This is a genomic window from Myxococcus sp. CA005 (assembly GCF_006518205.1).
GTDB lineage: Bacteria > Myxococcota > Myxococcia > Myxococcales > Myxococcaceae > Myxococcus > Myxococcus xanthus.
In genome coordinates this window covers 1-24,669 of sequence record NZ_SRLV01000009.1, presented here as the reverse complement: position 1 = coordinate 24,669, position 24,669 = coordinate 1, and the positions used below count along the sequence as shown (strand labels likewise).

21 protein-coding genes and 1 pseudogene are annotated in these 24,669 nt (G+C 65.7%); 6 read left to right on the top strand and 16 right to left on the bottom strand.

The annotated features are described in order from the left end of the window. Positions 1–6: 6 nt before the first annotated feature. The 3 genes from FMQ63_RS05665 to FMQ63_RS05655 all read right to left on the bottom strand — a co-directional run bounded on the left by FMQ63_RS05665 (position 7) and on the right by FMQ63_RS05655 (position 3,850). Entirely contained in the window at positions 7–468 is a 462-nt protein-coding gene (locus FMQ63_RS05665) for a (2Fe-2S)-binding protein (protein ID WP_011554816.1), read from the bottom strand. Then, positions 465–1,097 (bottom strand): Isoquinoline 1-oxidoreductase subunit, encoded by a 633-nt coding sequence (locus FMQ63_RS05660; protein WP_228556365.1) that lies wholly within the window; start codon positions 1,095–1,097, stop codon positions 465–467. The genes FMQ63_RS05665 and FMQ63_RS05660 overlap by 4 nt, the downstream gene beginning before the upstream one ends. A gap of 98 nt (positions 1,098–1,195) precedes the next feature. Beyond that, complete coding sequence (locus FMQ63_RS05655; protein ID WP_011554818.1) at positions 1,196–3,850, bottom strand: ATP-dependent Clp protease ATP-binding subunit; 2,655 nt, start codon at positions 3,848–3,850, stop codon at positions 1,196–1,198. A 164-nt stretch (positions 3,851–4,014) separates the two neighbouring features. Here FMQ63_RS05655 and FMQ63_RS05650 point away from each other — a divergent pair, with 164 nt between their 5' ends. The 3 genes from FMQ63_RS05650 (at position 4,015) to FMQ63_RS05640 (ending at position 6,736) form a co-directional block, all read left to right on the top strand. After that, entirely contained in the window at positions 4,015–4,449 is a 435-nt protein-coding gene (locus tag FMQ63_RS05650) for a hypothetical protein (protein ID WP_011554819.1), read from the top strand. A 74-nt stretch (positions 4,450–4,523) separates the two neighbouring features. Then, complete coding sequence (locus tag FMQ63_RS05645) at positions 4,524–5,090, top strand: hypothetical protein (RefSeq protein ID WP_011554821.1); 567 nt, start codon at positions 4,524–4,526, stop codon at positions 5,088–5,090. A 182-nt stretch (positions 5,091–5,272) separates the two neighbouring features. Beyond that, entirely contained in the window at positions 5,273–6,736 is a 1,464-nt protein-coding gene (locus tag FMQ63_RS05640; RefSeq protein WP_011554822.1) for an MDR family MFS transporter, read from the top strand. Between the two features lie 26 nt (positions 6,737–6,762). Here FMQ63_RS05640 and FMQ63_RS05635 read toward each other — a convergent pair whose 3' ends face one another. Both FMQ63_RS05635 and FMQ63_RS05630 read right to left on the bottom strand, forming a co-directional pair. After that, on the bottom strand, positions 6,763–8,241 hold the full coding sequence (locus FMQ63_RS05635) for a glycoside hydrolase family 6 protein (protein WP_011554823.1): 1,479 nt from the start codon (positions 8,239–8,241) through the stop codon (positions 6,763–6,765). Positions 8,242–8,395: 154 nt separating this feature from the next. Then, positions 8,396–10,069 carry an amidase gene (locus FMQ63_RS05630; RefSeq protein ID WP_011554824.1) on the bottom strand — a complete coding sequence of 558 codons (1,674 nt, stop codon included), beginning with the start codon at positions 10,067–10,069 and terminating at the stop codon, positions 8,396–8,398. A 186-nt stretch (positions 10,070–10,255) separates the two neighbouring features. Between FMQ63_RS05630 and FMQ63_RS05625 the strand changes: the two genes are divergently transcribed. Then, a complete protein-coding gene (locus FMQ63_RS05625; RefSeq protein ID WP_225909368.1) occupies positions 10,256–12,211 on the top strand; it encodes an ATP-dependent DNA helicase RecQ in 1,956 nt (651 codons plus the stop codon). A gap of 6 nt (positions 12,212–12,217) precedes the next feature. Here FMQ63_RS05625 and FMQ63_RS05620 read toward each other — a convergent pair whose 3' ends face one another. The 11 genes from FMQ63_RS05620 to FMQ63_RS05575 all read right to left on the bottom strand — a co-directional run bounded on the left by FMQ63_RS05620 (position 12,218) and on the right by FMQ63_RS05575 (position 22,028). Further along, the gene (locus tag FMQ63_RS05620; protein ID WP_020478471.1) at positions 12,218–13,174 is read right to left on the bottom strand and encodes a pirin family protein; all 957 of its coding nucleotides are present in this window, start codon (positions 13,172–13,174) and stop codon (positions 12,218–12,220) included. A gap of 264 nt (positions 13,175–13,438) precedes the next feature. Further along, positions 13,439–14,653: a protein kinase gene (locus tag FMQ63_RS05615; RefSeq protein ID WP_011554827.1), complete on the bottom strand. Its 1,215-nt coding sequence runs from the start codon at positions 14,651–14,653 to the stop codon at positions 13,439–13,441. Positions 14,654–14,745: 92 nt separating this feature from the next. Continuing rightward, entirely contained in the window at positions 14,746–16,536 is a 1,791-nt protein-coding gene (locus FMQ63_RS05610) for a serine/threonine-protein kinase (RefSeq protein WP_011554828.1), read from the bottom strand. After that, entirely contained in the window at positions 16,533–17,396 is an 864-nt protein-coding gene (locus FMQ63_RS05605; RefSeq protein ID WP_020478470.1) for a DUF2381 family protein, read from the bottom strand. Before FMQ63_RS05605 ends, FMQ63_RS05610 begins: the two co-directional genes overlap by 4 nt. Before the next feature lie 182 nt (positions 17,397–17,578). After that, entirely contained in the window at positions 17,579–17,836 is a 258-nt protein-coding gene (locus tag FMQ63_RS38655) for a DUF1629 domain-containing protein (RefSeq protein WP_338390664.1), read from the bottom strand. A gap of 375 nt (positions 17,837–18,211) precedes the next feature. Next, the gene (locus tag FMQ63_RS05600; protein WP_020478469.1) at positions 18,212–18,781 is read right to left on the bottom strand and encodes a DUF1629 domain-containing protein; all 570 of its coding nucleotides are present in this window, start codon (positions 18,779–18,781) and stop codon (positions 18,212–18,214) included. A gap of 3 nt (positions 18,782–18,784) precedes the next feature. Further along, positions 18,785–20,107 (bottom strand): AHH domain-containing protein, encoded by a 1,323-nt coding sequence (locus tag FMQ63_RS05595; protein WP_011554830.1) that lies wholly within the window; start codon positions 20,105–20,107, stop codon positions 18,785–18,787. A 366-nt stretch (positions 20,108–20,473) separates the two neighbouring features. Beyond that, positions 20,474–20,773, bottom strand: a complete 300-nt coding sequence (locus tag FMQ63_RS05590) for a hypothetical protein (protein WP_011554831.1) — start codon at positions 20,771–20,773, stop codon at positions 20,474–20,476. Continuing rightward, on the bottom strand, positions 20,770–21,222 hold the full coding sequence (locus FMQ63_RS05585) for a hypothetical protein (protein WP_011554832.1): 453 nt from the start codon (positions 21,220–21,222) through the stop codon (positions 20,770–20,772). The genes FMQ63_RS05590 and FMQ63_RS05585 overlap by 4 nt, the downstream gene beginning before the upstream one ends. Before the next feature lie 12 nt (positions 21,223–21,234). Beyond that, positions 21,235–21,768 carry a M15 family metallopeptidase gene (locus FMQ63_RS05580; RefSeq protein WP_043612867.1) on the bottom strand — a complete coding sequence of 178 codons (534 nt, stop codon included), beginning with the start codon at positions 21,766–21,768 and terminating at the stop codon, positions 21,235–21,237. Further along, entirely contained in the window at positions 21,768–22,028 is a 261-nt protein-coding gene (locus FMQ63_RS05575; RefSeq protein WP_020478466.1) for a hypothetical protein, read from the bottom strand. Before FMQ63_RS05575 ends, FMQ63_RS05580 begins: the two co-directional genes overlap by 1 nt. A gap of 321 nt (positions 22,029–22,349) precedes the next feature. Here FMQ63_RS05575 and FMQ63_RS05570 point away from each other — a divergent pair, with 321 nt between their 5' ends. Continuing rightward, a complete protein-coding gene (locus FMQ63_RS05570; protein WP_141276565.1) occupies positions 22,350–23,855 on the top strand; it encodes a hypothetical protein in 1,506 nt (501 codons plus the stop codon). A gap of 415 nt (positions 23,856–24,270) precedes the next feature. Then, positions 24,271–24,543 (top strand): annotated as a pseudogene (locus FMQ63_RS05565) (Arm DNA-binding domain-containing protein); the annotation flags it as partial. Between the last annotated feature and the right edge of the window lie 126 nt (positions 24,544–24,669).

Below are 24,669 nucleotides of genomic sequence, written 5' to 3'. Positions count from 1 at the left end.
GCCTCGTCACTCCTCGGACATGCCCGCGGCCTTCTTCACGGCCGAGCGGATTCGCGTGTACGTCCCACACCGGCAGAGGTTGCCTGCGAGCGACTGGTCGATCTCCTTGTCGGACGGCTGCGGCTTCTTCGCCAGCAGCGCCGCCGCGCACATGATCTGCCCCGTCTGGCAGAAGCCACACTGCGGCACCCCCAGCTCCACCCAGGCCTTCTGCAGCGGGTGGTTGCCGTCGGGCGACAGCCCTTCGATGGTCGTCACCGAGTGCCCCTCCGCGCGGCGGATGGGTGTCACGCATGCGCGGACCGGCTGCCCGTCGAGGTGGACGGTGCACGAGCCACACAGCGCCTGGCCGCAGCCGTACTTCGTGCCAGTGAGCCCGAGCACGTCCCGTACCGCCCACAGCAGCGGCATCTCCGGGTCGACGTCCAGCTCCTTCTCCTCACCGTTGATGCGAACGCGAACCGTCACGGCCGTGCCTCCTCGCTCGGGCACTCCGAGCCCGTCTCCACCCAGGCCGCGACGATGGCGCCGAACTGCGCCTGCGTCCCCGGAGCGGGCTTACGCCCCGAGCCCGGGTTCCATCCCCAGGCCACCAATGCGTCGTGGGCGTTGTGTTCAATCATCTGCTCGGGCGTCTTGCCGCCGTTGCGCTTCGTGTCCTTGAGCTGCTCGCACACCTCACGAGGGCTCTTCCCCACCCACGCCATTTCGATGGGGGCGACATGCCACTTCGGCGCGCCGGGCACGCGTGCCAGGTCCTGATTCTTGTCCTGATGGCAGCTGATGCACTCCATGCCCACCACGCCCTGGTCCTCGGGGCCGCGCACCACGGGCGGGTCATGAAGCTGGCCGTCGTCACCTTGCAGCGGGCTGTCACCCGCCGGGTGACAGTTCGCGCACCGCGGGTGGAAGAAGACGCGACTGGCCTCCAGGAAGAGCGCGCGGGAGCGCTCCTTCCGGTCCAGGATGGCCGCGAAGGCTTCCACGGGTCGCAACGCGTTGGGGGCAACCTCGGGCAGCGCGGGAATCTGCGCCGCCGCGGCATCGGGCTCCCGCTTGCACCCTCCCGCCAGCAGGAGGGCGGAGAGCGAGGCCATGACCGGAAGAGATGGCTGCATCACGCCAAGGCTCCGGCATGTCCGTACCAACTACAAGGCGAATGTTCGGGGGCCAGGATGACCCCACACGTGACGGTTCAGTGAACGGCACTCGCTTCAGCCTGCGCGACTTCCGCCTCAGCGGCCTCCACTTCGTCGAACCGGAATTTTCCGTCCTTGAAGTCCGCTCTCACGCGGCTGTTCTCATGGATGTCGCCCGAGATGAGCTTCTCCGCGAGTGGCGCCTCGATGGCGCGCTGGATTTCACGCCGCAGCGGACGCGCGCCGAAGGTTGGGTCCCATCCCTTGTCCACCAGCGCTTCCAGCGCCGCGGGCGTCACCTCCAGGTCAATGCCCTGGCCGTGCAGCAGGCGGCGCGTCTTCTCCAGCATCAGGTCCACGATGGCGCGCAGCTGCGCGCGGTTGAGCGGCTCGAAGACCACCGTCTCGTCGATGCGGTTGAGGAACTCGGGCGGGAAGTGCCCCTTGAGCACGCCCATGACGCGCTCCCGCATGCGCTCCTGCGGTTCCTTGCGCGCGGTGGACTCCTGGATGAGGTGCGAGCCCAGGTTGCTGGTGCCGATGATGACGGTGTTCTTGAAGTTCACCACCGTGCCCTGCGCGTCCGTGAGCCGCCCGTCATCCAGCACCTGGAGCAGCATGTGGAACACGTCGGGGTGGGCCTTCTCCACCTCGTCGAAGAGGAGCACGGAGTAGGGCCGCCGCCGCACGGCCTCGGTGAGCTGCCCGCCCTCCTCGTAGCCGACATAGCCCGGCGGCGCGCCCACCAGCCGGCTCACGGTGTGCTTCTCCATGTACTCACTCATGTCGAAGCGGATGAGCGCCTTCTCGTCACCGAAGAGCAGCTCCGCCAGCGTCTTCGCCAACTCCGTCTTGCCCACGCCCGTGGGGCCCAGGAAGAGGAAGGAGCCGATGGGGCGCGACTCGTCCTTGAGCCCCGCCCTCGCCCGCCGGATGGCCTGGGACAACACGCGGATGGCCTCGTCCTGACCGATGACGCGCTCGTGCAGCCGCGACTCCAGCTCCAGCAGCTTCTTGCGCTCGTCCTCCGTCATCTGCGTCACGGGGATGCCCGTCATGCGCGACAGCACCTCCGCCACGTCCTCGGCGCGGACCTCCGGCGTCTCACCGGACTTCTGCGTGCGGCGCTCCTTCTGCGCGCTCTGGACCTCGCGCTCGGCGGCGTTCAGCTTCGACTCCAGCTCCTGGATGCGCGGCCCCGCCTTCCGGCCGCGAGCCTCGTCGAGCGAGCGCTTCACCTTCACCACCTCATGCTCGGCATTCACCAGTCGCTCCGGTGGCAGCGTGAGCCGCAAGCGCACGCGGGCCGCCGCCTGGTCCACCAGGTCGATGGCCTTGTCCGGCAGGAAGCGCCCTGTGACGTAACGGTCCGACAGCTCCACCGCCGCCACCAGCGCCTCGTCCGCGATGCGCACGCGGTGGTGGGACTCGTAGCGGTCCTTGAGGCCTCGCAGAATCTCAATGGCCTGCTCGGCCGTCGGCTCCGGGACGACCACGGGCTGGAAGCGGCGTTCGAGCGCAGCATCCTTCTCGATGCGCTTGCGGTATTCATCCAACGTCGTCGCGCCGATGACGTGCAGCTCGCCGCGCGCCAGGGATGGCTTGAGCATGTTGCCCGCATCCATGGCCCCCTCCGCCGCGCCCGCCCCGACGATGGTGTGAATCTCGTCGATGAAGAGGACGATGTCCTCGCTGTGCGACTTCACCTCGTCCATGACCTTCTTCAGCCGCTCCTCGAACTCACCGCGGTACTTGCTGCCCGCGAGCAGGCCGGACAGGTCCAGTTGCAGCACGCGTTTGTCGCGCAGCGTGTCCGGGACCGCGGCGGAGATGATGCGCTGGGCAATGCCCTCCACGATGGCCGTCTTGCCCACGCCCGGCTCACCAATGAGCACGGGGTTGTTCTTCGTACGACGCGAGAGGATTTCGAGCGTGGTCTCGATTTCGTTGGCCCGCCCCACCACCGGGTCCAGCTTCCCTTCCGAGGCCAGGCTCGTCAGGTCGCGGCAGTACTCGTCCAGCGTGGGCGTGGGCGACCGGCGTGCCTCGGATGAAGGTGCCAGCGCTTCCGCGACGGCCGCGCGCGCCTTGCCGTGCTGGGCCCCTTGCTCGCGCAGAATCTCCGACGCCAGGCCTTCCCCTTCGTGCAGCAACCCCAGCAGCACGTGTTCGGGCCCCACATAGGAATGTCCCAGCTCGTAGGCCTCCTGGTACGCGAGTTCCAGGGCGCGCTTCGCATGCGGCGACAGCTCGGGACGCTCCATGGGGCGCTTCCCACGGCGCATCTCGGACTCGGCGCGCTCGGCGACGCGGGCCGGGTCCAGCTTCATGCGGCTGAGCGCGGTCCGGCCCAGCGGGTCCTTCGCGAGCGCCACCAGCAGGTGCTCCGTGTCGATGGAAGCCGCCCCCGCGCTTCGCGCCGCCTCGAAGGCCGCTTCCAATACGCGCCGCGTCTCATCGGAGAAGGCCTCGGTGATGTCGTAGCGCTCCACCGGCTGCTGGAGTGAACGCGACAGCCCCCCGAAGTCCTCGTCTCCGAAGTCACTGAAGAACTGGTCGAAGAGCGACGTGCCCAGGCCCATGCGGCCGAAGCGCGAGCGCTGGCTGCTACAGACGTCACACAGGGACTCGGTGGTCCGCCGGTTCCCCATGACGCGGGTGACTCGGGTGGTCGCCGGGCGCTGGTGGCAGAGGTCGCAGACATTGGCCATGGTTTCGGGTCCCCCGAACGACGGTTCAATGCCAACGCTAGGGACGGCCGGTGCGCCTCACCTCGGCCCCAGGGCAGGGCCGGGCGTCCAAGGTGGCCCACCGTTGCAGGGGACGCTAACCTGCCGGAAGAGCCGTTTTTCTATGCCCTCCGGGAGTCCCCGACATGTCCGAGCAGAAGCCCCGCCTGAAGCGCCCCGTGGAGAACGTCCGCGCCGAACTGCTCGCGGACCCAGACACCCAGCGCATCGCGAAGTCCCTGGATATGGAGCTGGAGGCCTACGTCGAGCTGGTCCTCGACTACGCCCAGAACCCGGACAAGGAGCCAACGCTCATCGTTGCGCCGGACGAGGAGCTGCGCGCCGCCGGCTACAACCCGCCGACCACCCAGGACGTCGCCAACTTCTTCATCGCCGCCGCCAATGGCGAGCTGGGCATTGGCCCGCCCAAGTCCTATTACAGCGGCTTCGAAGGGAAGCAGGACGACGCGAACAAGCCGTCACTCCGGGGGGATGAGGGCCAGGAGCCCGTGAAGGTGGACGAGGAGACCAGCCAGAAGCTCCGCCAGCACGTCCCCAAGGGCGGGCCTGATCGCGTTTAGGCGGATTTGACGCAACTTTCTCCCACGCTCCCCGACAATCCGTACATTCACCCCCTTTCATAGAGGTTTCCCCCATGTCCGTTGGCGGCGCAGGTGGTTCGAACGGTAGCCGTGGCTCGAATGGCGCGAGCAATGCTGGCCGGAGCGCCGCTGCAGGTGCGGCCAACGCGGCGGGCAAGGCGGCGGGCGGTATCGCGGGCGCGCTGGGCGGTATCGGCAAGGCGCTGGGCGGCATCGGCAAGGCGGTAGGCGGCCTGGCGAACAGCATCGGCGGCATCGCCGGCAAGATTGGCAGCGCGCTGAGCCAGGTATCCGGCCTCGTCGACAAGGCGATGAGCGCCATCACCGGCCCCCTCAAGAGCATGATTGGCGGCCTGCTGGACAAGATGCCCTTCGGCATCGGCCAGCTCGCCAAGCCGTTCGTCGACAAGTTCATCGACAACGGGCTGGCCATGGTCGCCGGCGGTCCGCTGGGTGGCGTTGCCTCGATGTTCGGCAAGGCCGGCACCGTGGGCAAGCTGGCGGACATGGTGGAGACGGTCCGCACGGGCGCGAAGACGGTGGGCGACATCGCCGAGGGCCGCTTCAACGCCCAGCAGATGGCGGCCTTCGCCCAGGCCCAGCTGATGCGCGGCCTGTAATCCCGAATCGACGGGTGAAGCCCCCAGGGCCAGCTCCCACGCACGTGGGGGTTGGCCCTTCGTTCGTTTCCGAGTCCGTGTGCGCCCGCACGCTGAGTGACCACCCGGGGCGCGAGGCCGCTTGTTGCTGGCGACCCCCGCCCGCAGCCGTTAAGGAGGGCCTCTCCCGCGTCGGCGTCTTCATGCGAACCACTCATCGTCCCCTCACCACCTTGGCCCTGGCCTTGAGCCTCTTCATGGCCGCCTTGGAAGCCACTGTCGTTTCCACGGCCATGCCCACGGTGGTGGGCGAGTTGGGCGGCATCCAGCACTACGCGTGGGTCTTCACCGCGTACATGTTGTCCTCCACCATCACCGTGCCCATCTACGGGAAGCTGGCGGACCTCTACGGCCGCAAGCCCGTGCTCGTGTTCGGCATCGTGCTGTTCCTCGTGGGCTCCATCGCCAGTGGCCTGTCCACGTCCATGGCCATGTTGATCGGCTTCCGGACGCTCCAGGGCCTGGGCGCGGGCGCCATGCAGCCGGTGGCGCTCACCGTCATCGGGGACATCTACACGCTGGAGGAGCGCGCGAAGGTCCAGGGCGCGTTCAGCGCGGTGTGGGGCATCGCGGGACTGATCGGGCCCATCACCGGTGGCTTCCTCGTGAAGTACCTCACGTGGCACTGGGTCTTCTTCATCAACGTCCCGGTGGGCGTGGGCTGCCTCGTCCTGCTCCTGAGCTACTTCCATGAGCGCGTGGAGCGGAAGCCCCAGAAGCTGGACTACGCGGGCGCCGCGCTGCTCACCGGCTGGGTGGTGGCGCTGCTCGTCGGCGTGCAAGGTGTGGGCGTGAATCTGTGGGGCTTGCCCGTGGCGGCCGTGCTGCTCGCGGCCTTCGTCGCGGTGGAGCGCAAGGTGGCCGAGCCCATCATCCCCATGTCCATCTTCAAGGTGCCGGCCATCGTCATCTCCTCCATCGCGGGAGCGCTCTTCTCCGCGGCGATGTTCGGGGCCACCACCTACGTTCCGCTCTTCGTCCAGGGCGTCCTGGGCGGAACGCCCACCGAGGCCGGCGGGATGATTACGCCGATGATTGTCGGCTGGCCGCTGGCGGCCCTCGTGGCCGGGAAGCTGCTGCTCAAGACGGGCTTCCGCCCCCTCATCGTGGGCGGGCTGGGATTGACGGTGGTGGGCACGTCGCTGATGGCGCTGCTCCTGGGGCCCCAGGCGCCCAGGCTGCTGCCGGAGGTGGCCATGGGCCTGTTCGGCATCGGCATGGGCTTCGCGTCCACCGCGCTGCTCATCGCCGTGCAGACCAGCGTGGGCTGGGAGCTGCGCGGAGTGGCCACCGCCAGCAACATGTTCTTCCGCACCATCGGCGGCGCCATTGGCGTGGGGCTGATGGGCGGCGTCATGGTGTCGCAGCTCCTCAAGGACCCGACGGTGCCGATTTCGGCGGCCAACGCCTTGATGAGCCCCGACCACGGCCAGGACTTGCCCGCGGATCTGCTGGCGACGCTGAGCGGCGCGCTGGGCACCGGGCTGAGCATCAACTTCTGGCTGATCTGCGCCTTCACCGTGGCCGCCTTCGCCGCAGGGCTGTTCTTCCCCAAGGTGTCGCGCACCACGACGGTGTCCTCCACCGAGGTGGTGGCGCCGCACTGACGTCCGTGCGGCGCCCCGTGCGTCGCTCAGAGGCCGTCAATCATCCGCAGGGCCACGTCCGGCACGAACGTGCCTGCGGGTGTGTTGGGCGCGACGCCGCACTGGCCATCGGAGTCCCCGGGGACCTTGATCCACAGGGTCATCTCCGCGCCGCCCACGCCCACCTGGTTCGTCGTGCCAATCTTCCGGCCGGCGGGGTTGCACCACTCACCGTTGGAGCCATTGCCGTTACGGCTGGTGTCCACCACGAAGGGCTTGGTGTAGCCGTACCGGCTGCTCAGCGAGCTGTTGACGGAGCCCGCGTACGAGGCCGACTGCGCGGTGGTGTAGAAGTTCGACACGTTGAGCGCGAAGCCACGCACGTTGCGCACGCCCATGTTCTCCAGCCGCTGGGCCATGGTGTCCGCGTTGATCCACAAGGCGTTGCCCGCGTCCAGGTAGGCCCACGTGTTCGGCGCGCGATCCCGGAACTGCTCGGTGGCGTAGCGAATGAGGCTGATGCGCGTCTGACGCTCGGCGTCGTTCGCCAGGCAGTCGAGCTGGGCGACGGCGTCCGGCTCGATGATGACGACGGCGGGACGGTTGCCAATGGCGGCGGCGAAGGACGAAATCCACGTCCGGTACGCCTCTGGCGACCCCGCGCCTCCGCCCGAGTGGCTTCCGCAGTCCCGGCCAGGGATGTTGTACGCCACCAGCACCGGCAGCTTGTCCGCCGCGTCCGCGGCCGAGACGAAGCTGGACACCGCCGTGGTGATGTCTCCGCTCCAAGCGGCGAACCAACGTGCGGCCAGGTTGTTCGCGACGGAGGACTGGATGCGCGCAGCGCGCGAGTCCCCGCTGTTGGCCCGGACCCAGTTGGCGGGGTTGGAGTTCGGGTCGATGTAGAAGCCGTTCGTCATCGACAGCGGCCCGCCGCCTCCGCCGCCGTCCTCCGTGGTGAGCGAGATGTCATCGATGAACGCGCTGAACCCCGTCGCGCGGCCTCCCATCTGGAAGGTGACCTGTCCTGCCTGCGTGGCCAGCGTCGACGTGAAGGGGAACGTGAAGCGCCGTGACGTGCCGTCCAACGTAATCTGCCGGTCCAGCGGCGCGGTGTACGGCGCGCTCTCCAACTGCACCGTCACACGGACCGTCGTCGACACTGAAGCAGAAGCGGTGAAGGACAGCGTGTACGCCCGGCCATTCACCAGCGGAATGTCATCCTGGCCAATCAGCGCGTCCCAGGGGTTGGCCGTCCCGCCCCCCACATCCACGCGCAGGCGGGCGTTCTCCACGCGGGACTGCGTATTGGGGCCGCTCCACCAGGGCGACACGGTGCCGCCGTTGAAGGTGCCATTGGAGACGAGCTCGGTCAGCGCGTCGGTGCGACTGCCGAGCGCCTCGGCCTCCGCCGGGGCGGGTGGCTCCGAGGGACCACAGGCAGTCGTGAGGGCCGCCGCGAGCATCAGCGCGGCCGGAGCGGTGAAGCGACGAAACGGCGAACCGGCGGAGTTACTGGGTTGCACGAAGCCATTCCTCCCGCCCGCGCGAGGACGCCAGGGAGCGGCGCCCGGAGTGACGCGGGCTGTGTCGAGTGCGTGGCCCGTGGGTGGCCCCGCGAGCACGCGGGGCCACACTTACACGGTTTACTCGTTTTTCAGCCCTTCAATCCACCGCGGCTCACCGAAGTGCGCGCAGATGAACAGGCGGGACGCGGTACTCGGAGGCCTGCTCCACCACGCGGCCCAGGCGCAGCAGCAGGTGCTCCTCATAGGGGCGACCTGTGAGCTGGACACCCACCGGGAGCCCCTCTTCATCGAAGCCGGCTGGCACCGACAGCGAGGGGAAGCCCGTCAGGTTGGCCAGGCGCACGAAGCGCATCAGGGCATCGACGACAGGCAGGTTCGACTCGCCATCCGGAAGCGCTGCCTCCGGAATGAGGGGCGCCGTGGTGGCCGTCGTGGGCGTGACGAGGACGTCCACGCCCGCCATCTGCGCCAGCAGCTCACGCGTCAGGCGGTGCCGGTGCCGCAGGGCATGCACCAGGTCCGTGGCCCGGAAGTGCCGGCCAATGGCCAGGTTGGTGCGCGTGTCGAGCCCGAACTCCGACGGATGCGCCTTCACGTGGGGGAGCATCACCTCCGACATCTCGCTCAGGATGATGCAACTGTGCGTCCACAGCACGGTGTTGAGGTCGGGAGGCGGAATCTCCACCACGCGCGCGCCCGCGGCCGACAGCGCGGCCACGGCCTCCTTGCAGCGGGCGACGACGTCCGCGTCGGCGTCCTCGAAGTAGTCCCAGCAGATGCCCAGCCGCACGCCGCTCAGGCCTTCATCCTCGTAGCCAGACAGGTGATGCGGTGACTGCCCCTGCGAGACGAGGTCATGCCCATCCGGCCCCGCGAGCACCGCATACGCCGCGGCGACATCGTCCACGGTGAGGCCCATGGGCCCCACGTGGCCCACGTTCCAGCACAGCGGCGGTACGCCCGTCTCCGGGATGCGGCCCCACGTCGCCTTGAGGCCCACGATGCCGCAAAGGGCCGCGGGGATGCGGATGGAACCGCCGCCGTCGGCACCGATGCTCAAGGGGCACAGGCCGGCGGCCACGGCGGCGGCGGAGGCACTGGAACTGCCACCGGTGATGCGGCCCGTGTCCCAGGGGTTGCGAGCGGCGCCGTGATGGGGATTCAACCCGATGGGGTTGATGCCAATCTCATTCATGTTGGCCTTGCCGAGGATGATGGCGCCCGCGGCCTTGAGCCGGGCCGCCACCGTCGAGTCCGCGGCGGCCACCTGCGTGCGAAACCGCGTGCCCAGCGTGGTGGGGAACCCGGCCAGGTCGACCTCGTCCTTCAGCACGACGGGAATCCCGTCGAGCACGCTCAGCGGACGGCCCTCGCGCAGCCGCTCGGAGGAAGCCTCCGCGGCCCGGTGCACGTCGTCCGGCTTGCGGGCGATGAACAAGCCCAGGCGCTGCTTCCCACTGTCCATCCGGGCAATGGATTCATGAATTCGATTCACCACGGCCACCGGGTCCGTGGCGCCCTCGCGGTAGGCGCGGACATAGGCCGCAACGCTCTCACGCTCCGGTGGACTGGCGGACGCGGCGATGGCGCGCGCGGCCTGCTCCGTGGGTGTCTGCGACTCCGTGGCGGCAGTTCCCTGGGCCAACGGAAACTGGAGCGGCGGCGCGTCCCCCGCCGGGAGCTCACGCCATCGCTCGATGCCGCTGTCCCGCGTCAGCTTGTCCAGCATCACCGACCCGACGCCGCTCTCGAGCGCGTTCACGAAAGCCTTGAGCGCCAGGCCCGACACACGGGGCGCCTTCACGGGATTGCGTTGGTAGGTCATGGCGCCGCAGCCTATCCCCGAGCCGGCGATACCGCATGGGCGATGGTGGCCAATTCAGCAGCACGCATCGTTCGCGTCTTCGTGGACTTCGTGGCTACGCTCTTCCCTCGGTGAGCAGGGACGGAGTCGCTGGTCAGGGCCCATGGAGGGCGTGGGTTGCCGGAGTTCGCGAGTTGGAGGAGCTTCATGGATAGGGCAGATGGCGCACGACACAGCTCACTCGATACCGTTCTGCGCGAGCGGTTCGGACTGACGGACTTCCGCCCTGGCCAGCGTGAGGTCCTCGATGCGCTGCTCGGTCCGAACGCCGCGGCGCTCGCGGTGTTCCCCACAGGTGGCGGAAAGTCGCTCTGCTATCAGCTTCCGGCGCTGCTGCTGGAGGGCATCACGGTAGTGGTCTCCCCGCTGATCGCGCTGATGAAGGACCAGATTGACGCCCTGGCCCGACAGGGCATTCGTGCCGCGCGGCTGGACGCCTCGCTGTCGGTGGACGACTCACGCGAAGTCACGCAGGCGCTGCGCGATGGTTCGCTCAAGCTCTTGTACGTGGCGCCCGAGCGCTTCAACAACGAGCGCTTCACCGCCCTGCTCCGCGAGCTGCGCATTTCCTTGTTCGCGGTGGATGAGGCGCACTGTGTCTCGGAATGGGGCCACAACTTCCGACCGGACTATCTGAAGCTGGCGAAGGCCGCGCGGGATCTGTCGGCAGAGCGAATCCTCGCACTCACCGCCACGGCGACACCCTCCGTCGTGCGAGACATCTGCCAGGGCTTCGGCATCCCCGAGGAGAACGCGGTCGTCACGGGTTTCTACCGGCAGAACCTCACGCTGGAGACGACCCCGGTTCACGCCGAGGCCCGCGACGCCTTCCTCCTGGGGCGGCTCGGTTCCCGAGCGCCTGGCCCCACCATCGTCTACGTCACGCAGCAGAAGACCGCCGAGCGAGTGGCCGCGTTCCTCGCCACGGAAGGTCTCCCCGCCAGCGCCTACCACGCGGGCCTGGAGCCCGAGGTCCGTGAGCGGGTGCAGGAATCCTGGATGGCCTCCGCGAATGGCATCGTCGTGGCGACCATCGCGTTCGGGATGGGCATCGACAAGGCGGATGTACGGGCCGTGTATCACTACAACCTGCCCAAGGGACTGGAGAGCTACAGCCAGGAAATCGGCCGAGCCGGGCGCGATGGAGCGCCATCGGTGGTGGAGCTCTTCGCGTGTCCGGACGACGTCCCCAGCCTGGAGAACTTCGCGCTCGGGGACACACCCACGCGGGAAGCAATTCAAAGTCTGGTGACCGAGTTGCTCGGCCTGGGTCCCGAACTGAGCGTCGACATGTTCGCTCTGTCCACCCGGCATGATGTGCGGCCGCTCGTGCTGCGCACGGCGCTGACGTACCTGGAGCTCGAAGGCGTGTTGAGGCAAGGCACGCCGTACTACGCGGGCTACAAGGTGCAGCCGCTCATGCCCATTGACGCGCTCGTGGGGCGCTTCCAAGGAGAACGGGTGCAGTTCCTGCGCGACGTGTTTTCCCAGGCGAAGAAGGGACGCACCTGGTACTCGCTCGACCCGGCCGAGGTGGCGAGTTCGCTTCGGCAGCCCCGCGAGCGCGTGGTCCGGGCCATCGAATATCTCGAGGAGCAAGGGCTCGTGTTGCTCCAGGTCTCCGAGCCGCGTCAGCGCTTCACACGGCTGCGCCCCCAGGAGGACGCAGCAGCGCTCACCGCACTCCTCCATCAGCGGTTTCAGCAGCGCGAGGCCCAGGAGGTCACGCGTGTCCGGGACGTACTGAAGCTCGTCACCCATGCGGGGTGCCAGAGCAATGCGCTGGTCGCCCACTTCGGTCAGCGGCGGGAGCAGCCGTGTGGGCACTGCACCTTCTGCCGGACCGGGGCGGCCCAGGTGCTTCCCGCGGTGCGCCAGAGGCCGGCACTGCCCGCGGGCCTCGACGCGGCGGGCTTCCGAGCCCTGGCCGCGAAACATCCCGAGTCGCTCGGGCACCCGAGGCAGGCCGCGAGGTTCCTCTGCGGATTGAGCAGCCCCGCCCTCACGCGGGCGAAGCTCGGCGGCCACAAGTTGTTTGGCGCACTGGAGGGCTGGCCCTTCGAGGAGGTGCTGGACTTCTGTGGCCGGTCGGCCGTGGATTGACGACCATCACCCCTGGTCGAGCACGCCCGCGCGATAGTCGTCAAAGGCCTGCTGGATCTCCTCGCGGGTGTTCATGACGAACGGGCCGTACTGGACGATGGGCTCACGCAGGGGCATCGCCGCGGCGATGAGCAACTCGCTCCGGCGATTCCTCGCGCGCACGCGAAGCCGACTCCCCGGGCCGAGCAATGCCAGCGAGCCCTCGCGCACCGGCTTCGACGTGTCTTCAGGACCCAGGTCGACCTCGCCCGTGGACACGAAGGCGAAGGCAGTGTGGTCCGACGGTGTGTCGAGTTCGAAAGGACGGTCGTCCTCGAGCGCCAGGGTCAGCAAGAGCGGCTGCGTGGGGCGCTCACGCACGGGGCCCTGGAGCCCGTTCATGTGGCCCGCGATGACACGCGCGCGGCTCCCCGAGGGAGACAGGCGCTCCTCCGCGAGTTGCGCTGGCGTGTGGTCCTGGTAGGCCGGCGGGCACATCTTCTCCTTCGCGGGGAGGTTGAGCCAGAGCTGGAAGCCGGACATCAACCCCTGCACCTGCTCCGGCATCTCCGAGTGGATGAGGCCACGGCCCGCGGTCATCCACTGCGAGCCACCTCCGGCGATGAGCCCGCTGTTGCCACGGCTGTCCCGGTGGCGCATTCGCCCATCGAGCATGACCGTGACGGTCTCGAAGCCCCGGTGGGGGTGATTCGGGAAGCCGTTGATGTAGGCGCCGGGGTCATCGGAGTGGAACCGGTCGAGCATGAGGAACGGGTCGAGGTTCCGCAGCGAGGGCTGCCCGATGACCCGCGTCAAGCGAACGCCGGCTCCGTCCGTCGCGGGGATGCCCTCAAGCGTCTGCATTACGTTGCGCTGCGACTTCAGGATGACCGCGGGAGCATCCGAGCGCCGACACCCGATGGCCGAGGCGGCCACGAGAAGACCCGACTGAAGGAGGAAACGGCGGCGCGAGGTGGCGTTCATGAAGACCTTGCCGGAAACCGGGTGTGCGTCCCCCGAGCCTCCTCCGGGAGCCGCCCGGAGTCCATGCACGAGCCGGGGATCGAACTCGCGCCGGGCGTTGCGAAACTCCCAGCAGAATCGCGCCCTTACTTCGCAACCACCCGGAATGACTCAGCTTCGACTTCCCGTCTCGTGCCCTGCTGTCCCACCCTGTACCGGCCGATTCCGCAGCCTCATGCGACATACGTGCAACATGGAAACGGCCCAAATGCCGCCCCCAGTCGGTCACGCCGTCGTCACATCATCCGACTTGCGCTTGCCGCGACCGCGAGGCGGCGTGAGCCCCATCGCATCCAGCGCCTCTTCTGCCTGAGCTGCACGTGCCCTGAGTTCCGCAGCGGCATCAGTCTTCGTGAAGGTGCCCCCAATCCAGGCAGCCAGGTCTGCGGCCAGCTCACCGGCAGACTGGTAGCGCTCGCGGGGGGAGACCCGAAGAAGCCGGTTCAGCGTTACGCGAAGCCCCTGGGGAAGCCCCTCCGTCATCGCGTCCACGTCAGCATCCGCCAGCGTCGCGGCACGCCAAATCGCGTCCTCTACCATGGATGACGCCCCGGCCAGCGTGGCCCGCTTGATTGCCTGAACGACTCGCCGACGCCGCTTCACGGACAACGAGCCCATGACCTCGGGCGTGATGGCATCCGGGCAGAAGAGCAGATTCTTCCCCGTCGCCATTTCGAGCAGCACCACCCCCAACATGAAGAGGTCCGAGCGCGCGTCAACGGGCCCGCCAAGCAGCATCTCAGGCGACGAATAGAAGTAGTCCCCTCGCGGGCTGCGAACCGAGGAAGCCACGCGCCCCGGCAAGTTGGACAGCGCGAGACCGAAGTCGCCGAGCCGAACCGTCCCGTCCCAGTCGATAAAGATGTGCGCGACATCGATAGCTCGGTGAACGATGTTCAAGGGGCGCCCGCTGGCATCCTTCGCCGTGTGCGCGTGCTCTAGAGCTGCCGCCACCTGCGAGCCTACGAACATCACGAAGAGGGGCGAGAACCATCGACGGCACTCGACAACAAGCGTCAGCAGTTCGTTCAGCGAATTCCCGGATGGATGCTCGGCGCTGACGTACCAGTAGCCCTCAACCTTATGGAGCCCATGGACCTTGAGGATCGCGGGATGAGAAAGAGAGGCGGCAAGACGAACCTGCTCATCCAGCTTTGCTCGCGCCCGCCGAACCCGCCCCCCTTCCTTCTCCGATGGCGCAGGAACCGCCTTGAGCAGCACCTTTCCACGAGGCTCCCCCGACGCGGTTCGCAGCCGAGCCACGAAGAGGGACATCCCATGGTTCGTCGGCCCCAAGTCCTCGCGGAACTCGTAGCCGACGCCATCCGCCGAGAAGAGAATCGCCCCTGGCGGGATCTTGAACTCGATTGCTTTCGACATGCCGTTTCCCCTCGTGCGCAGACTCGCGACCAACGCGGCGAAAGAAGCTACCTGCCGCATCCAGCCGAGGGAACGCCTTCACAGGTCATGAGGACAAAACGGCTTGGTCGGCCCAATTTCGGCCTCCTACCTGCTACGTCCTTTCGGGGCTCTCATGGCCAGCGGTCCACGACGTAACCGCCTCCGGTGTTGAACGCCTTCACTCGGCCGTCTTCGTAGCCATCGGCAGGCTTCTCGACCACGAAGCAGACGGGGCGTTCGTCCTGTCCCGGCAGCTTCACACGGTCGTAGCGGATGACTAGCGCAGGCCCCTCCGAGCGCCCCATGCGGTCAGAGAGGAAATACGCCTTCCCGTAGAAGATTGTCCCGGGCGGCGCGACTGCTCGTTGCCGTCGTTCAACTCCCTTGGGAACAACCCCCACCACGTCAGCCCCTGCGGTGAACCAAACTTGTTCGAATGGGCCCTGGCGACTATCGAGAGTGAGGCGGAATGGCTCGTTAATCTCCCAGCGAAGGTCTTCCCGCATCGTCTCTTCCGCACCAGACGGGCAGGTGAACGACTCGGGCCGAATCTGAGCCCCGGGGCAGCCTGCCGCGAGCGCCGCGACGAGCGTCATCGTCGCGCAGTCGGCAACAGCGGTGGCCTTCGTCCTCCCGCCCGACGGGCGTCCTTGGGTCGGGGCCTTGGGTGACGGAGTCGTCTTCACGGTTGAACCTTCCTTCGGAGCGGCAGTCTCAGGGCCCGTCAGCAGCACAGGCGGAGGGCTAGGTGGTGACATAGCAGGGGCGGCCGATACGAGCGGCGCGGAATGTGGGGAACTGGGAGGAGGTGGCGCACTGGCAACCTGCGGCTCTCGTGGCTGCGGCGGTTCCCCCCGGCTGAGCCAGAAGCTCCCGGCCATGACAAGCGCGATGAGGGCAGCGAGGCCCCCCACGAGCCCGCGCCATCCCCGGACGGTATGCGTAGGCCCCCCAGGAAGGCTTGAGTTCGCAACTGCGGGCGTCTGCTGTTCCGATGTTCCCCCCTGCCTCTGCTCAGATGGTGGATGCACCGGGGACAGGTACTCCGCGCTCGAATAGGCCAGGAGTTCGCCCAGTTCGCGACGTAGCGCCTCGGTATCGACGGGGCGCTTTGCAGGCTCCCGCGACAGGATGCTCGCCACGAGGTCATTTAACGCTTCCGGCACGCGTCCGTTCAACGCACGCGCGGGTGGGGGCAATATGACCGTACTGTTGAGCGAAAAGCGCGCTTGAATCTCGGTCGGGCGGGGGTCTGTCAGCAGCTCATAGAGCATCGCTCCGACCGCGAAGATCTCGTCCGCGACACGAAATGCGTACTTCGCGCGGTGCTCTGCCTTGTGCTCCCGGAGCCATTTGAATTGCTCAGGCGCGCGAAAACGGTCCGTGCCCGGGGGCAAGCCAGCATCCGTAAGCTCTTCGGCCAATGAGTAGTTCGCACAGCTAAAGTCGATGATGATTGGCTCTCCATCGCTCTTTCGAATCAGAACGTTGGATAGCTTCAAATCCCGATGCAGGACGCCGCGACTGTGCATGTATGACAGTGCAGAGCAGAGCTTGTCGAAAACCTGCAAGACCTCCCGCACCGTTGGGTGTTTCCGCTCCGCCCACTCCGCTAGCGTCCAACCATCAATGTACTCAAGCGCGAGATAGACATTCCCATGCTCGGAGTACCCATACCCGCGATGCTTGACGATGTTCGGATGGCCCAGGAGTAAAAGTGCCGAAAGCTCCCGGAGCGTCCTTGCATGAGTTTGCTTGTCGTCCCCGCTTGAATCCCGGTGACGAGCCAGCTTGAGCGCGCTCCTGCGGCCGTTCTTCTCAACGAGGAAAACGACGGCAAAACCACCATTCCCAATCTCTTTAATGACGCGCCAGCCATCAACGAACATCCCGGCACGCGGAAATAGCGAAATCACCTTCATGGGGTTGCCCCAGAGGCCGTCTTCAGAAAGCGCACATTGGGAATCTTGAGCGTGCGCCCATCCCCAACCAACTCCAAAGTAAAAACCGGGCTAGCAGGCAATTGCGGCAGGTCAGCCACCACCAACACCTGTCGTTCCTCTCCTGGCTGGATCGCTGTCGTATCTACCATCACAATCCGGGCGCGGAGCGGCAACCCAACTCGGCCCGTCAACATCGCCACCCTTGGAAGCCATGGCAACTGCCCAGCAAAGTTAATCACTCTCGCATCTATCAGCGCCCATCCCTTCCCCCGATAGGCTATCGCTGACTGCACGAAAAAGCCTCGCCCTGCGTCGTTATAATCCTTGACGGGCGTAGCCGAGACACCTTCCTTATCGACAAGTCCCAGCAACACGAAGTCTTCGGGCTGGGGTGCTCGCGGTTCATCAACGGGGCATGCGGCACCCGCCAACTGCGGGCGCTGAACGTTGATTTGAATGTCCACTTCGGCCGGGTCTGTGACCAGCGAGAAAGCAGCACGCGCGGGCGCCCGACCATCCGCGAAGAAGACTCCAACTTCGTAGCGCTCGCCTTCGGAAAAGTCGACCACCGGCTGAACGATGACCGACCGCTCCCCGGCGTCTAGAACGCGAATCCGCGACTCGTCGAAGGTAAGGGTCTTACGGTTGATGGGAGCCGGGAACAGGAAGAGCGTCGGCGTGCCGTGCGCAACCCGGACGACAGGAAGTGAATCGGCAGGGCCGTTTGCAACGGACACCGCTCGGTCCCGCTTCGCGCGTTCCGCTTGTGCCGCCATGGCTGGCGTCGCAGCTCCCCACGCGAGAACGAGCGCAAGGGCCAATCTGACCGGTTGGCTCAAAGGCGCATGACCTCCCAGTGCCAGAAGCTACCACCAGGAAGCCGCGCGCAGTGGGACCATCTAGCGAAGCCTCTACCTGCCACGGGCAGCAGTCCTCTTCCAATGGCCCCCCTTAAGAGCAGCTCGCCCCAGCGTCGTTCAAGGTAGCGCCGGGGCGAGTCCAAAGGCTGCGATGGGGTCGTTCAGACCTCTTCGAACTTGCCCCCGACAATGCCGTTCGCTTCGAGAGCAGCCTTGATCTCTTCGTCGACGATGATGGGGATGTGATAGCCCCAGAGCCGGAAGACGCGGGCGTCGCGGACCTTCGCCTTATCGATCCGCAGCCCCGAAACGGAACGGTATTCGCCAAGTCGTTCCGGCTCTCCGTCCTCTTCCGTGAAGAGCTGAACCTCTTCACATGCCGCGTCGTCGATACAGCGAACGGTGCGAGCTACGTTCAGCAGGTATTACGGCTCGCGTTGCCCCTCAACCACGACGGGGAATAGCTGAACGTCATCGGGCGCCATCTCACGGAACACGTAGGCCACACGCGCGCCAACAATCGGCGTTCCTCCAACGGTCGTCTTGTCGAAGTCGAGCGGCCTTCCCGGTCGGGACAATGGGACTCGCAGCAACTCAGGGGGGGCCACTGGCCTTCCTTCGACGAACGCCCAGATATTTGGAACCGTCTGCCCCGCTGGACTGGTGGGTTCGGAGAGATACCAACGCCCCGGCACACACACATCGAAGTCGAGGCCGAAGAATCGTCGTTCCATGAGTCATACTCCCAGGTCTTTCATAGCCGGGGGCGAATTCAGGGACTGCGTTGAGGTGATTCAGACCTCGTCGAACTTGCCGCCAAAGATACCGTTCGCTTCGAGGGCATCTTTGATCTCCTCGTCGACGATGATGGGCAGGCTCCACCCCCAGGTGCGAAACACTCGCGCATCCCCAACTTTTGACTTATCAATCCTCAAACCGATCACAGACCGGTATTCGCCAACGCGGTCCTCAAACTCCTCCGCAGTACGGACCTGAACCTCTTCGGACGCCGCCTCGTCAATGCAGCAAATCTGACGTGCGACATTAAGCAGAAAATAGGGCCTCGAATCGCCCTCCACATCCACGGGGAAGAGCTGAATATCTCCAGGCGCCAAGCGCCTAAACACAGATGCCGCACGTTCACTTAGAATGGGGGTCGCACCCGCCCCTGCGAACTCGATATCAAGCGACTCTCCAGGCCGAGAGATCGGAACCCGAAGTCTCCTGCCTACCTCGACAGGCTTCCCCTGCCTGAACCGCCAGAAATCCTCTATCTCACGACCGTCCGGCTCGGTTGGGTCCGCCAGATACCAACGTCCCTTTACATAGACATCCATCTTGAGATTAAAAAAGCGCCGTTTCATTCTCTATTCTCCTGAACCTTTCCTCAAGAGACCGCGCAACTTCGACCCGTCTCTTACAAGCTCTCGTGCGATAGCCGCAAGCTCTCTTTCCAAGGCCCTCCGGCACATCGCCACTCCTCGGCACCCCTGCACGACCTCCAGGAGACGTCCATGCACGATCTCATGGTACTCACGAGGGTGGGAGCCTTGATGTCCCTTGATACGAATTAGGTTCGCTGGATCGTTCAGACTCATGCCCGCCTTGTCGAAAATCTCCCTGAAGCGTGGCGTCCACGGACCACCTGTCCTGTCAGATTTGTCATTTTTGTTAGTGCAGATATGGTGAATCTCGCCCTCGGGATCACCCTGAATCCCCCTAACAGCGCCCACCGCAACCCCAGTGCCCTCACCTGCGCCCATCGCGACTGCGGCGACTGCTGTCGGTGCGAGCGTCACGTTCAGCACCCCAGCCGATGAAAGAGAGATTGCCTGAACCTCTCCGGCCAGTGCGCCCGATAGCTGGAATCCGCCCTCCAGTTGGGCTCGGGAAGCCGCCTGAGCGAAGCCCGGCATCTTCGGTCCCTGTGACGCCATCGCACTCTTCCCCCCCAGCGCGGACAGCGCGACGATCACCAGGACGCGGGCCCCGTTGTCCCCCAGCACCTTCCCAAAGCGATGCCCGGCCCTCTCCAAGTCCGCAAAACCCGCTGCGTCCCGGGACTCGTCGAGCAAGCGCAGAAACCCCTGCCCGAGATTCCACACCGGCCCCGTCCCAAGGTAGGCAATCAGCGATGCCGTCAGGGCAATCGCGATGACCTTCGTAATCGGCTCAGGCGCGACCAACATCACGAGCGCCACCCCAATCATGCTTGTCACCATCGCTCGCAGGGCGGCGGGGTTCACCATGTCGCGAATCGCGTCCTCGACGCCGGACCACACCGTATCGAGCGCGAAGTAGAGCGCGAGCATCCGCCGCTCTGAGGGCCCCAGCGAAAACCCACCGGAAAGCATGCTCAGACAGCTATGGGGCTCGTCCTGCCGCTGGCAAATGCGCTCGTATGCCGAAGGGACCGACCTGCCTTGCGCGCCGTCAACGAGCCCCTCAGATGATGCGAGCAACGAGCGGCGACCGTCCTCTTCAACCTCCCTGAAGGCGACGTCGAGCCTCAAGTCGAGCACGAGCTGCGCGACAGCACGCTTGAACTCGTCTTTGCCTATCTCGACAGGGTCGGACTCAACTGGAGTGAAGGCGATTGGCTCTCCGAGCCCAGTGTTCAGATGCACGACACGAGTCGACGCGCACCCGCTCGCAAGCAGCAATAGTGCAGCAATTCCTAAAGCTCTCATGTAGCCCCCGGGTCAGCCGCCAGCACATCGGCAAGCGAGAGGCCACATACCAGCCAAGTCTGACAATCTCTATGGTCCTACGAGACCATGGAAACCTTGAAGGTCTACTGCATCACCGGCATCTACGCCGTCCAGGACTGGGCAGCATGATAGCCCGGCGAGCAGCGCGCCGATGAGCACCGCCGAAGAGCGCAACCGGCGACTGCCAGGCCGTCCCCTCCCTACGGGCCCCGGGCACTTCGGCGGACCCACTTTACCATTCACTGTCGCTTCTGTATGAAGGCGGCCAAGCGGCTGCGGTGAGTACGTAGTTCACGGCGTCGCAAGGTCCCAGACCGACCGCGCCGATTCCACAGCCGCCCGCTATCAGTTCGCGAGCCTCGCAACGGCGAACCCGGCCCCAAGCCCGGCAAGCAGGGCCACGACGGCGACCGAAAAGGACACGTCCCCCACCTGCTGGCGTAACGATTCGTTCTCGGCGCGCAGCCGCTCAATCTCCGACGCGGTTCGAATGCAGCGGCGCTCCGACAGCCAGCAGCCGCCCTCAACCTCTACGGCTACCGCGCCTCCATCGGGGAAGAGCTGAGCGCGCTCGACGCTGACAACCTCCGAGCCCGACGCGGGAAGCGCGAGCAGCACAACCAGCACGAGCGCGCCGAGCATCACTTGTCTCCCCGGGAGTCGAGCTGCTCCAGCACAGCAATCGCTGCGGCTTTCTCCGCGACCTGCCCAGCGGCAATCGCGCCCGCCAGTTCGGCGCGGGCAATGGCGGCGCTCCCGAATAGAATCCGCTTGATGATGGTGAAGCCACCAGCGGCCGTCAGGGCGACTTGCAGCGCCGTCAGCATCAGCGCCAACGAGAACGGCGCCCCAGCAGCAAGCGCGTTCGCTACCGCTCCAGCGAGGGAGACTCCCAGCACGAGGACCGCGCCGCCCCTGTCGGTATTGAAGAACGGAATGAACCCGCCACCGAACTTCCGCAGCAGGTAGACGAGCACCACCACCACCAGGGCGGCGAGCAGCGCGTAGTTCCGGCTCGTCACGGCATCGAGAAGAAGGCGCGCGAACTCCTCGAACTGCTCGGGGTTCGGCCCGACTACACCAACGTCAACCATGTTGCCTCCGGGTTAGAAGCCCAGCCGCTCCAGTTCGGCCGCGAGCTTCGGGTTTGCTGCACGCCACTTCGGCGACAGGCGCTCGGCATTGAGGCGAGCCCACACGCCGGCGAGGGAACTCTGTTGGACCAGGGTGCGAAGCGGCGTGAGCTGAAGCGCGCTCACGTAGCCCGGCCACTGCACATGGGGGGAGTCGCCGAACCTGCCGCCCCAGACGAGCCCCGCCTTCGCCGATTCCTCCCCCAGCACGAGGTAAGCCGACTCGCACCAATCCGGCTGAACGCCAGGTTGCGGGCTCGCGTCACAGACAAAGTCGAAGGCGAGGCCGTAGTTGTGCGCGGACAAGCCAGCGGGCGCCGCCTTGCCGCCCTTCCCCGCCAAGTACAACCGACGCAGCTCGGCCTGTTCCGTCAGGTCACGGAAGCCATGCGTCGCGACGTAGCGAACGCCCCGGGCCGCACAGCGCGCGATGACCTCCAGGGCCACCACGACGAACGACGGATAGACGAGGTCAAGGTCGACCCGCTCGAAGTTCGCATGGGTCATCACGAGCCCCGCCCGCCCGACTGGGACATGCGGAGAAGCTCCAGCTCCACGGTCTGCCGGACCTGGGCGGGAAGGCCGACGGCGAACTCGTCGCGCCACCGACGCAGCGCGCCCAGCTCCACCGCCACGGCATTGATGCGCTCGTCCTGCCGCGCGACCTTCTCAACGAGTGCGCGAATCTCCCCGACGAGGGACTTCGCGGCCCAGGCGAGGACGCCGACGCCGGCCGTTCCAAGCAGGGAGCCGACTACAAGCTGCACGGATTGAGTCTCTTCTGCGGTCACAGCGCCACCGGGTCAAAGGGTGCTCCCGGCAAATGCGTGCGACTTCTGGGAATGGCCCGTGCGGGCAAGACTTCTGGTGGTTCATTGCTTAACTACATCCTCTGTCCTCCAAAGGTCCGTGACTCCCGTGCGTGCCACATCAAGCAAAGAAACCTTCACTCCAGCCAGAACAGCCATGCCACGCACAATTCACTAGCAGTCTGACAATTAACTGTGCAAAAGAGCCACTCCACTTCCTTGTCAGAATAAACGGACCAAGTCGGCCCGGCCTGGCAATGAAGCATGGAGACAGACAACATGTTGATTGAAATTGCATGCCGCCAGAAGGCGGTGCTGCTCGCTGCATTGGGATTAGGAACGCTGATCGGCTGTGGCAACGGCTCAGAAATTGCTGACCCCGGAATGTTGCCCGCAGAGGAAATGCGAAACAGCGAGGCCGAACTCTATGTAGCCTCCGCACGACTGTGGCGACCAATGACAGTGCCTGTATGCTGGGAGAATCCAGGGCCAAATGATGGCACGCAGCGGCAGTGGGTACGCGACGCTGTGGCTCGTACGTGGGAGACCCGTTCCGGTATCCGCTTCTCCGGCTGGGGAACCTGCACAGCGGGGGCCTCGGGCATCCGCATCAACATCAGCGACGAAGGCCCGCATGTGAAGGCGCTGGGCAACGCGCTCAATGGAAGAGCCCAGGGAATGGTGCTGAACTTCACGTTCAACAACTGGGGCCCGAGCTGCCGCAACACGCTCCAGTACTGCATCGAAACCATCGCCGTGCATGAGTTCGGCCACGCAATGGGTTATGCCCATGAGCAAAACCGTCCGGACACTCCAGGCACTTGTACTGAGCCCCGGCAGGGGGCCAATGGTGACTTGACCATTGGGGCGTGGGATCTGGCCTCGGTGATGAACTACTGCAATCCGCAGTACAACGGGAACGGCAACCTCAGCGCCACGGACCAACTGGGAGCGCAGCAGACGTACGGAGTATACTGGGAGTCGCTAGGCGGTAATTTCACCTCCGGGCCGGCGATAATCACTCAAGGCACAGGCCGGATCGACATATTCGCCCGTGGCACGGACAACCAGCTGTGGCAAAAGTATTGGACCGGAAACGCATGGGGCCCATGGGACACGCTCGGCGGAACCCTGACTTCGGACCCGGCGGCAGTGAGGCGAACCTCTAGCACCATGGACGTGTTTGTCCGGGGAGGGGACAACACCATTTATCAGAAAACCTGGACTGGAACTGCTTGGACCAACTGGGCTTCTATGGGAGGCAACGCAGCCTCTGGACCCGCTGCTGCCTCGTGGGGCGCGAGCCGGATGGACGTTTTCATCCGGGGTACGGACAACCAGTTGTACCAAGCATATTGGACAGGAAGCGCGTGGAGCGCGTGGGGCTCGCTTGGCGGCAACCTGGCAGGCGACCCGGCAGCAGTGAGCTGGGGTTCTGGCCGCATCGACGTGTTCGCCCGATCGGCGGACGACAACTCTATCATTCAGAAGGCTTGGACGGGAACCGCGTGGACCAACTGGGCTTCTCTGGGAGGTCAATTCATCTCGTCTCCTGCGGTGGCTTCGCGAGGCGCGAACCGGCTGGATGTGTTCGCCCGGACCGCGGACAACAGCTTGTGGCTCAACAGTTGGACTGGTGCTAGCTGGACCGGCTGGCAGTGGCTCGGCGGTGAGTTGGCCCATGCACCAGATGCGGCGAGCAGGCCCGGTGGCCTTGTGGATGTCGTCTACACCGCCACTGACGGGACACTACGGCATTCTTTGTACAACAACGGGTCGTGGTGAGCGGTTGATATGACGCCGAGGGTCCGTGGCTCCAGTAAAGGGAGCATGCAAAGAGGATATGGAGCCACTTAGGCAAATGAAGCCCAGCAGCCTCACGGCTGTTGGGCTTCATCAGGCAAAAGAAGTCCCTACAATCGTTCCCAGACATCATCCCTCTCCTTGCTATGCATTTTCAGTTACGTGGCTTGAGGTTATGAGCCAGCAACCCGCGCACAACATAGGTCATCGCGAAGCGAACGGTGACCTTCATCACGTCGCCGAAGTCCCTTGGCTCGACGCGCGCCACTCGCCCGGGAGCAACGCCATCAATTGTGCCGGGAGTCGTCCGCATCGGGAAAGCGCTGCGAATCCGGCATGCCGCGCTGGTAGAGTCCCCCGCCGGGAAGGGCCGCGATTCTGCGCTTTGGAGTCGACGATGAGCGCCAGGTTGCGGAAGTGGACGACGAAGGAAGGAAAGTCTGAGGAGGCGTGGCAAGTGGACTTCGTGTTTCAGCATGCGGACGGACGGAAACAGCGAGTCGTGAAGTTCTCGCCCGTCCAGACCCGTCGGGGTGCTGAGCAATACGAACGCGAGCTGCGCAGCGCCTTGCTCAACGGGACATTCGGAAAGGAGCAGTGCGGCGAGGAAAGCCCCATCACGCTTGCGGACTTCACCCCGCGGCTCCTCACCTACAGCGAGAACAACAACTGAAGTTGCTCCGGTTCCGCAGAGCGTTCCGCGCTTTCGCCCTCAAGCGGCAGCGCGGTGCTTCTTCTCGTAACCAGCGGGTGACTCGTAGTCGAGCGCGGAGTGGCGCCGGAGCGGATTGTACCA

Coding starts and splice junctions, on each gene's coding strand:
- FMQ63_RS05650 (WP_011554819.1), top strand. CDS start 4,015: ATGTCCGAGCAGAAGCCCCGCCTGAAGCGCCCCGTGGAGAACGTCCGC.
- FMQ63_RS05585 (WP_011554832.1), bottom strand. CDS start 21,222: ATGGTTGACGTTGGTGTAGTCGGGCCGAACCCCGAGCAGTTCGAGGAG.
- FMQ63_RS05660 (WP_228556365.1), bottom strand. CDS start 1,097: ATGGCCTCGCTCTCCGCCCTCCTGCTGGCGGGAGGGTGCAAGCGGGAG.
- FMQ63_RS05645 (WP_011554821.1), top strand. CDS start 4,524: ATGTCCGTTGGCGGCGCAGGTGGTTCGAACGGTAGCCGTGGCTCGAAT.
- FMQ63_RS05640 (WP_011554822.1), top strand. CDS start 5,273: ATGCGAACCACTCATCGTCCCCTCACCACCTTGGCCCTGGCCTTGAGC.
- FMQ63_RS05655 (WP_011554818.1), bottom strand. CDS start 3,850: ATGGCCAATGTCTGCGACCTCTGCCACCAGCGCCCGGCGACCACCCGA.
- FMQ63_RS05610 (WP_011554828.1), bottom strand. CDS start 16,536: ATGAAGGTGATTTCGCTATTTCCGCGTGCCGGGATGTTCGTTGATGGC.
- FMQ63_RS05625 (WP_225909368.1), top strand. CDS start 10,256: ATGGATAGGGCAGATGGCGCACGACACAGCTCACTCGATACCGTTCTG.
- FMQ63_RS05620 (WP_020478471.1), bottom strand. CDS start 13,174: ATGAACGCCACCTCGCGCCGCCGTTTCCTCCTTCAGTCGGGTCTTCTC.
- FMQ63_RS05600 (WP_020478469.1), bottom strand. CDS start 18,781: ATGAAACGGCGCTTTTTTAATCTCAAGATGGATGTCTATGTAAAGGGA.
- FMQ63_RS05570 (WP_141276565.1), top strand. CDS start 22,350: ATGTTGATTGAAATTGCATGCCGCCAGAAGGCGGTGCTGCTCGCTGCA.
- FMQ63_RS05630 (WP_011554824.1), bottom strand. CDS start 10,069: ATGACCTACCAACGCAATCCCGTGAAGGCGCCCCGTGTGTCGGGCCTG.
- FMQ63_RS05595 (WP_011554830.1), bottom strand. CDS start 20,107: ATGAGAGCTTTAGGAATTGCTGCACTATTGCTGCTTGCGAGCGGGTGC.
- FMQ63_RS05615 (WP_011554827.1), bottom strand. CDS start 14,653: ATGCGGCAGGTAGCTTCTTTCGCCGCGTTGGTCGCGAGTCTGCGCACG.
- FMQ63_RS05580 (WP_043612867.1), bottom strand. CDS start 21,768: ATGACCCATGCGAACTTCGAGCGGGTCGACCTTGACCTCGTCTATCCG.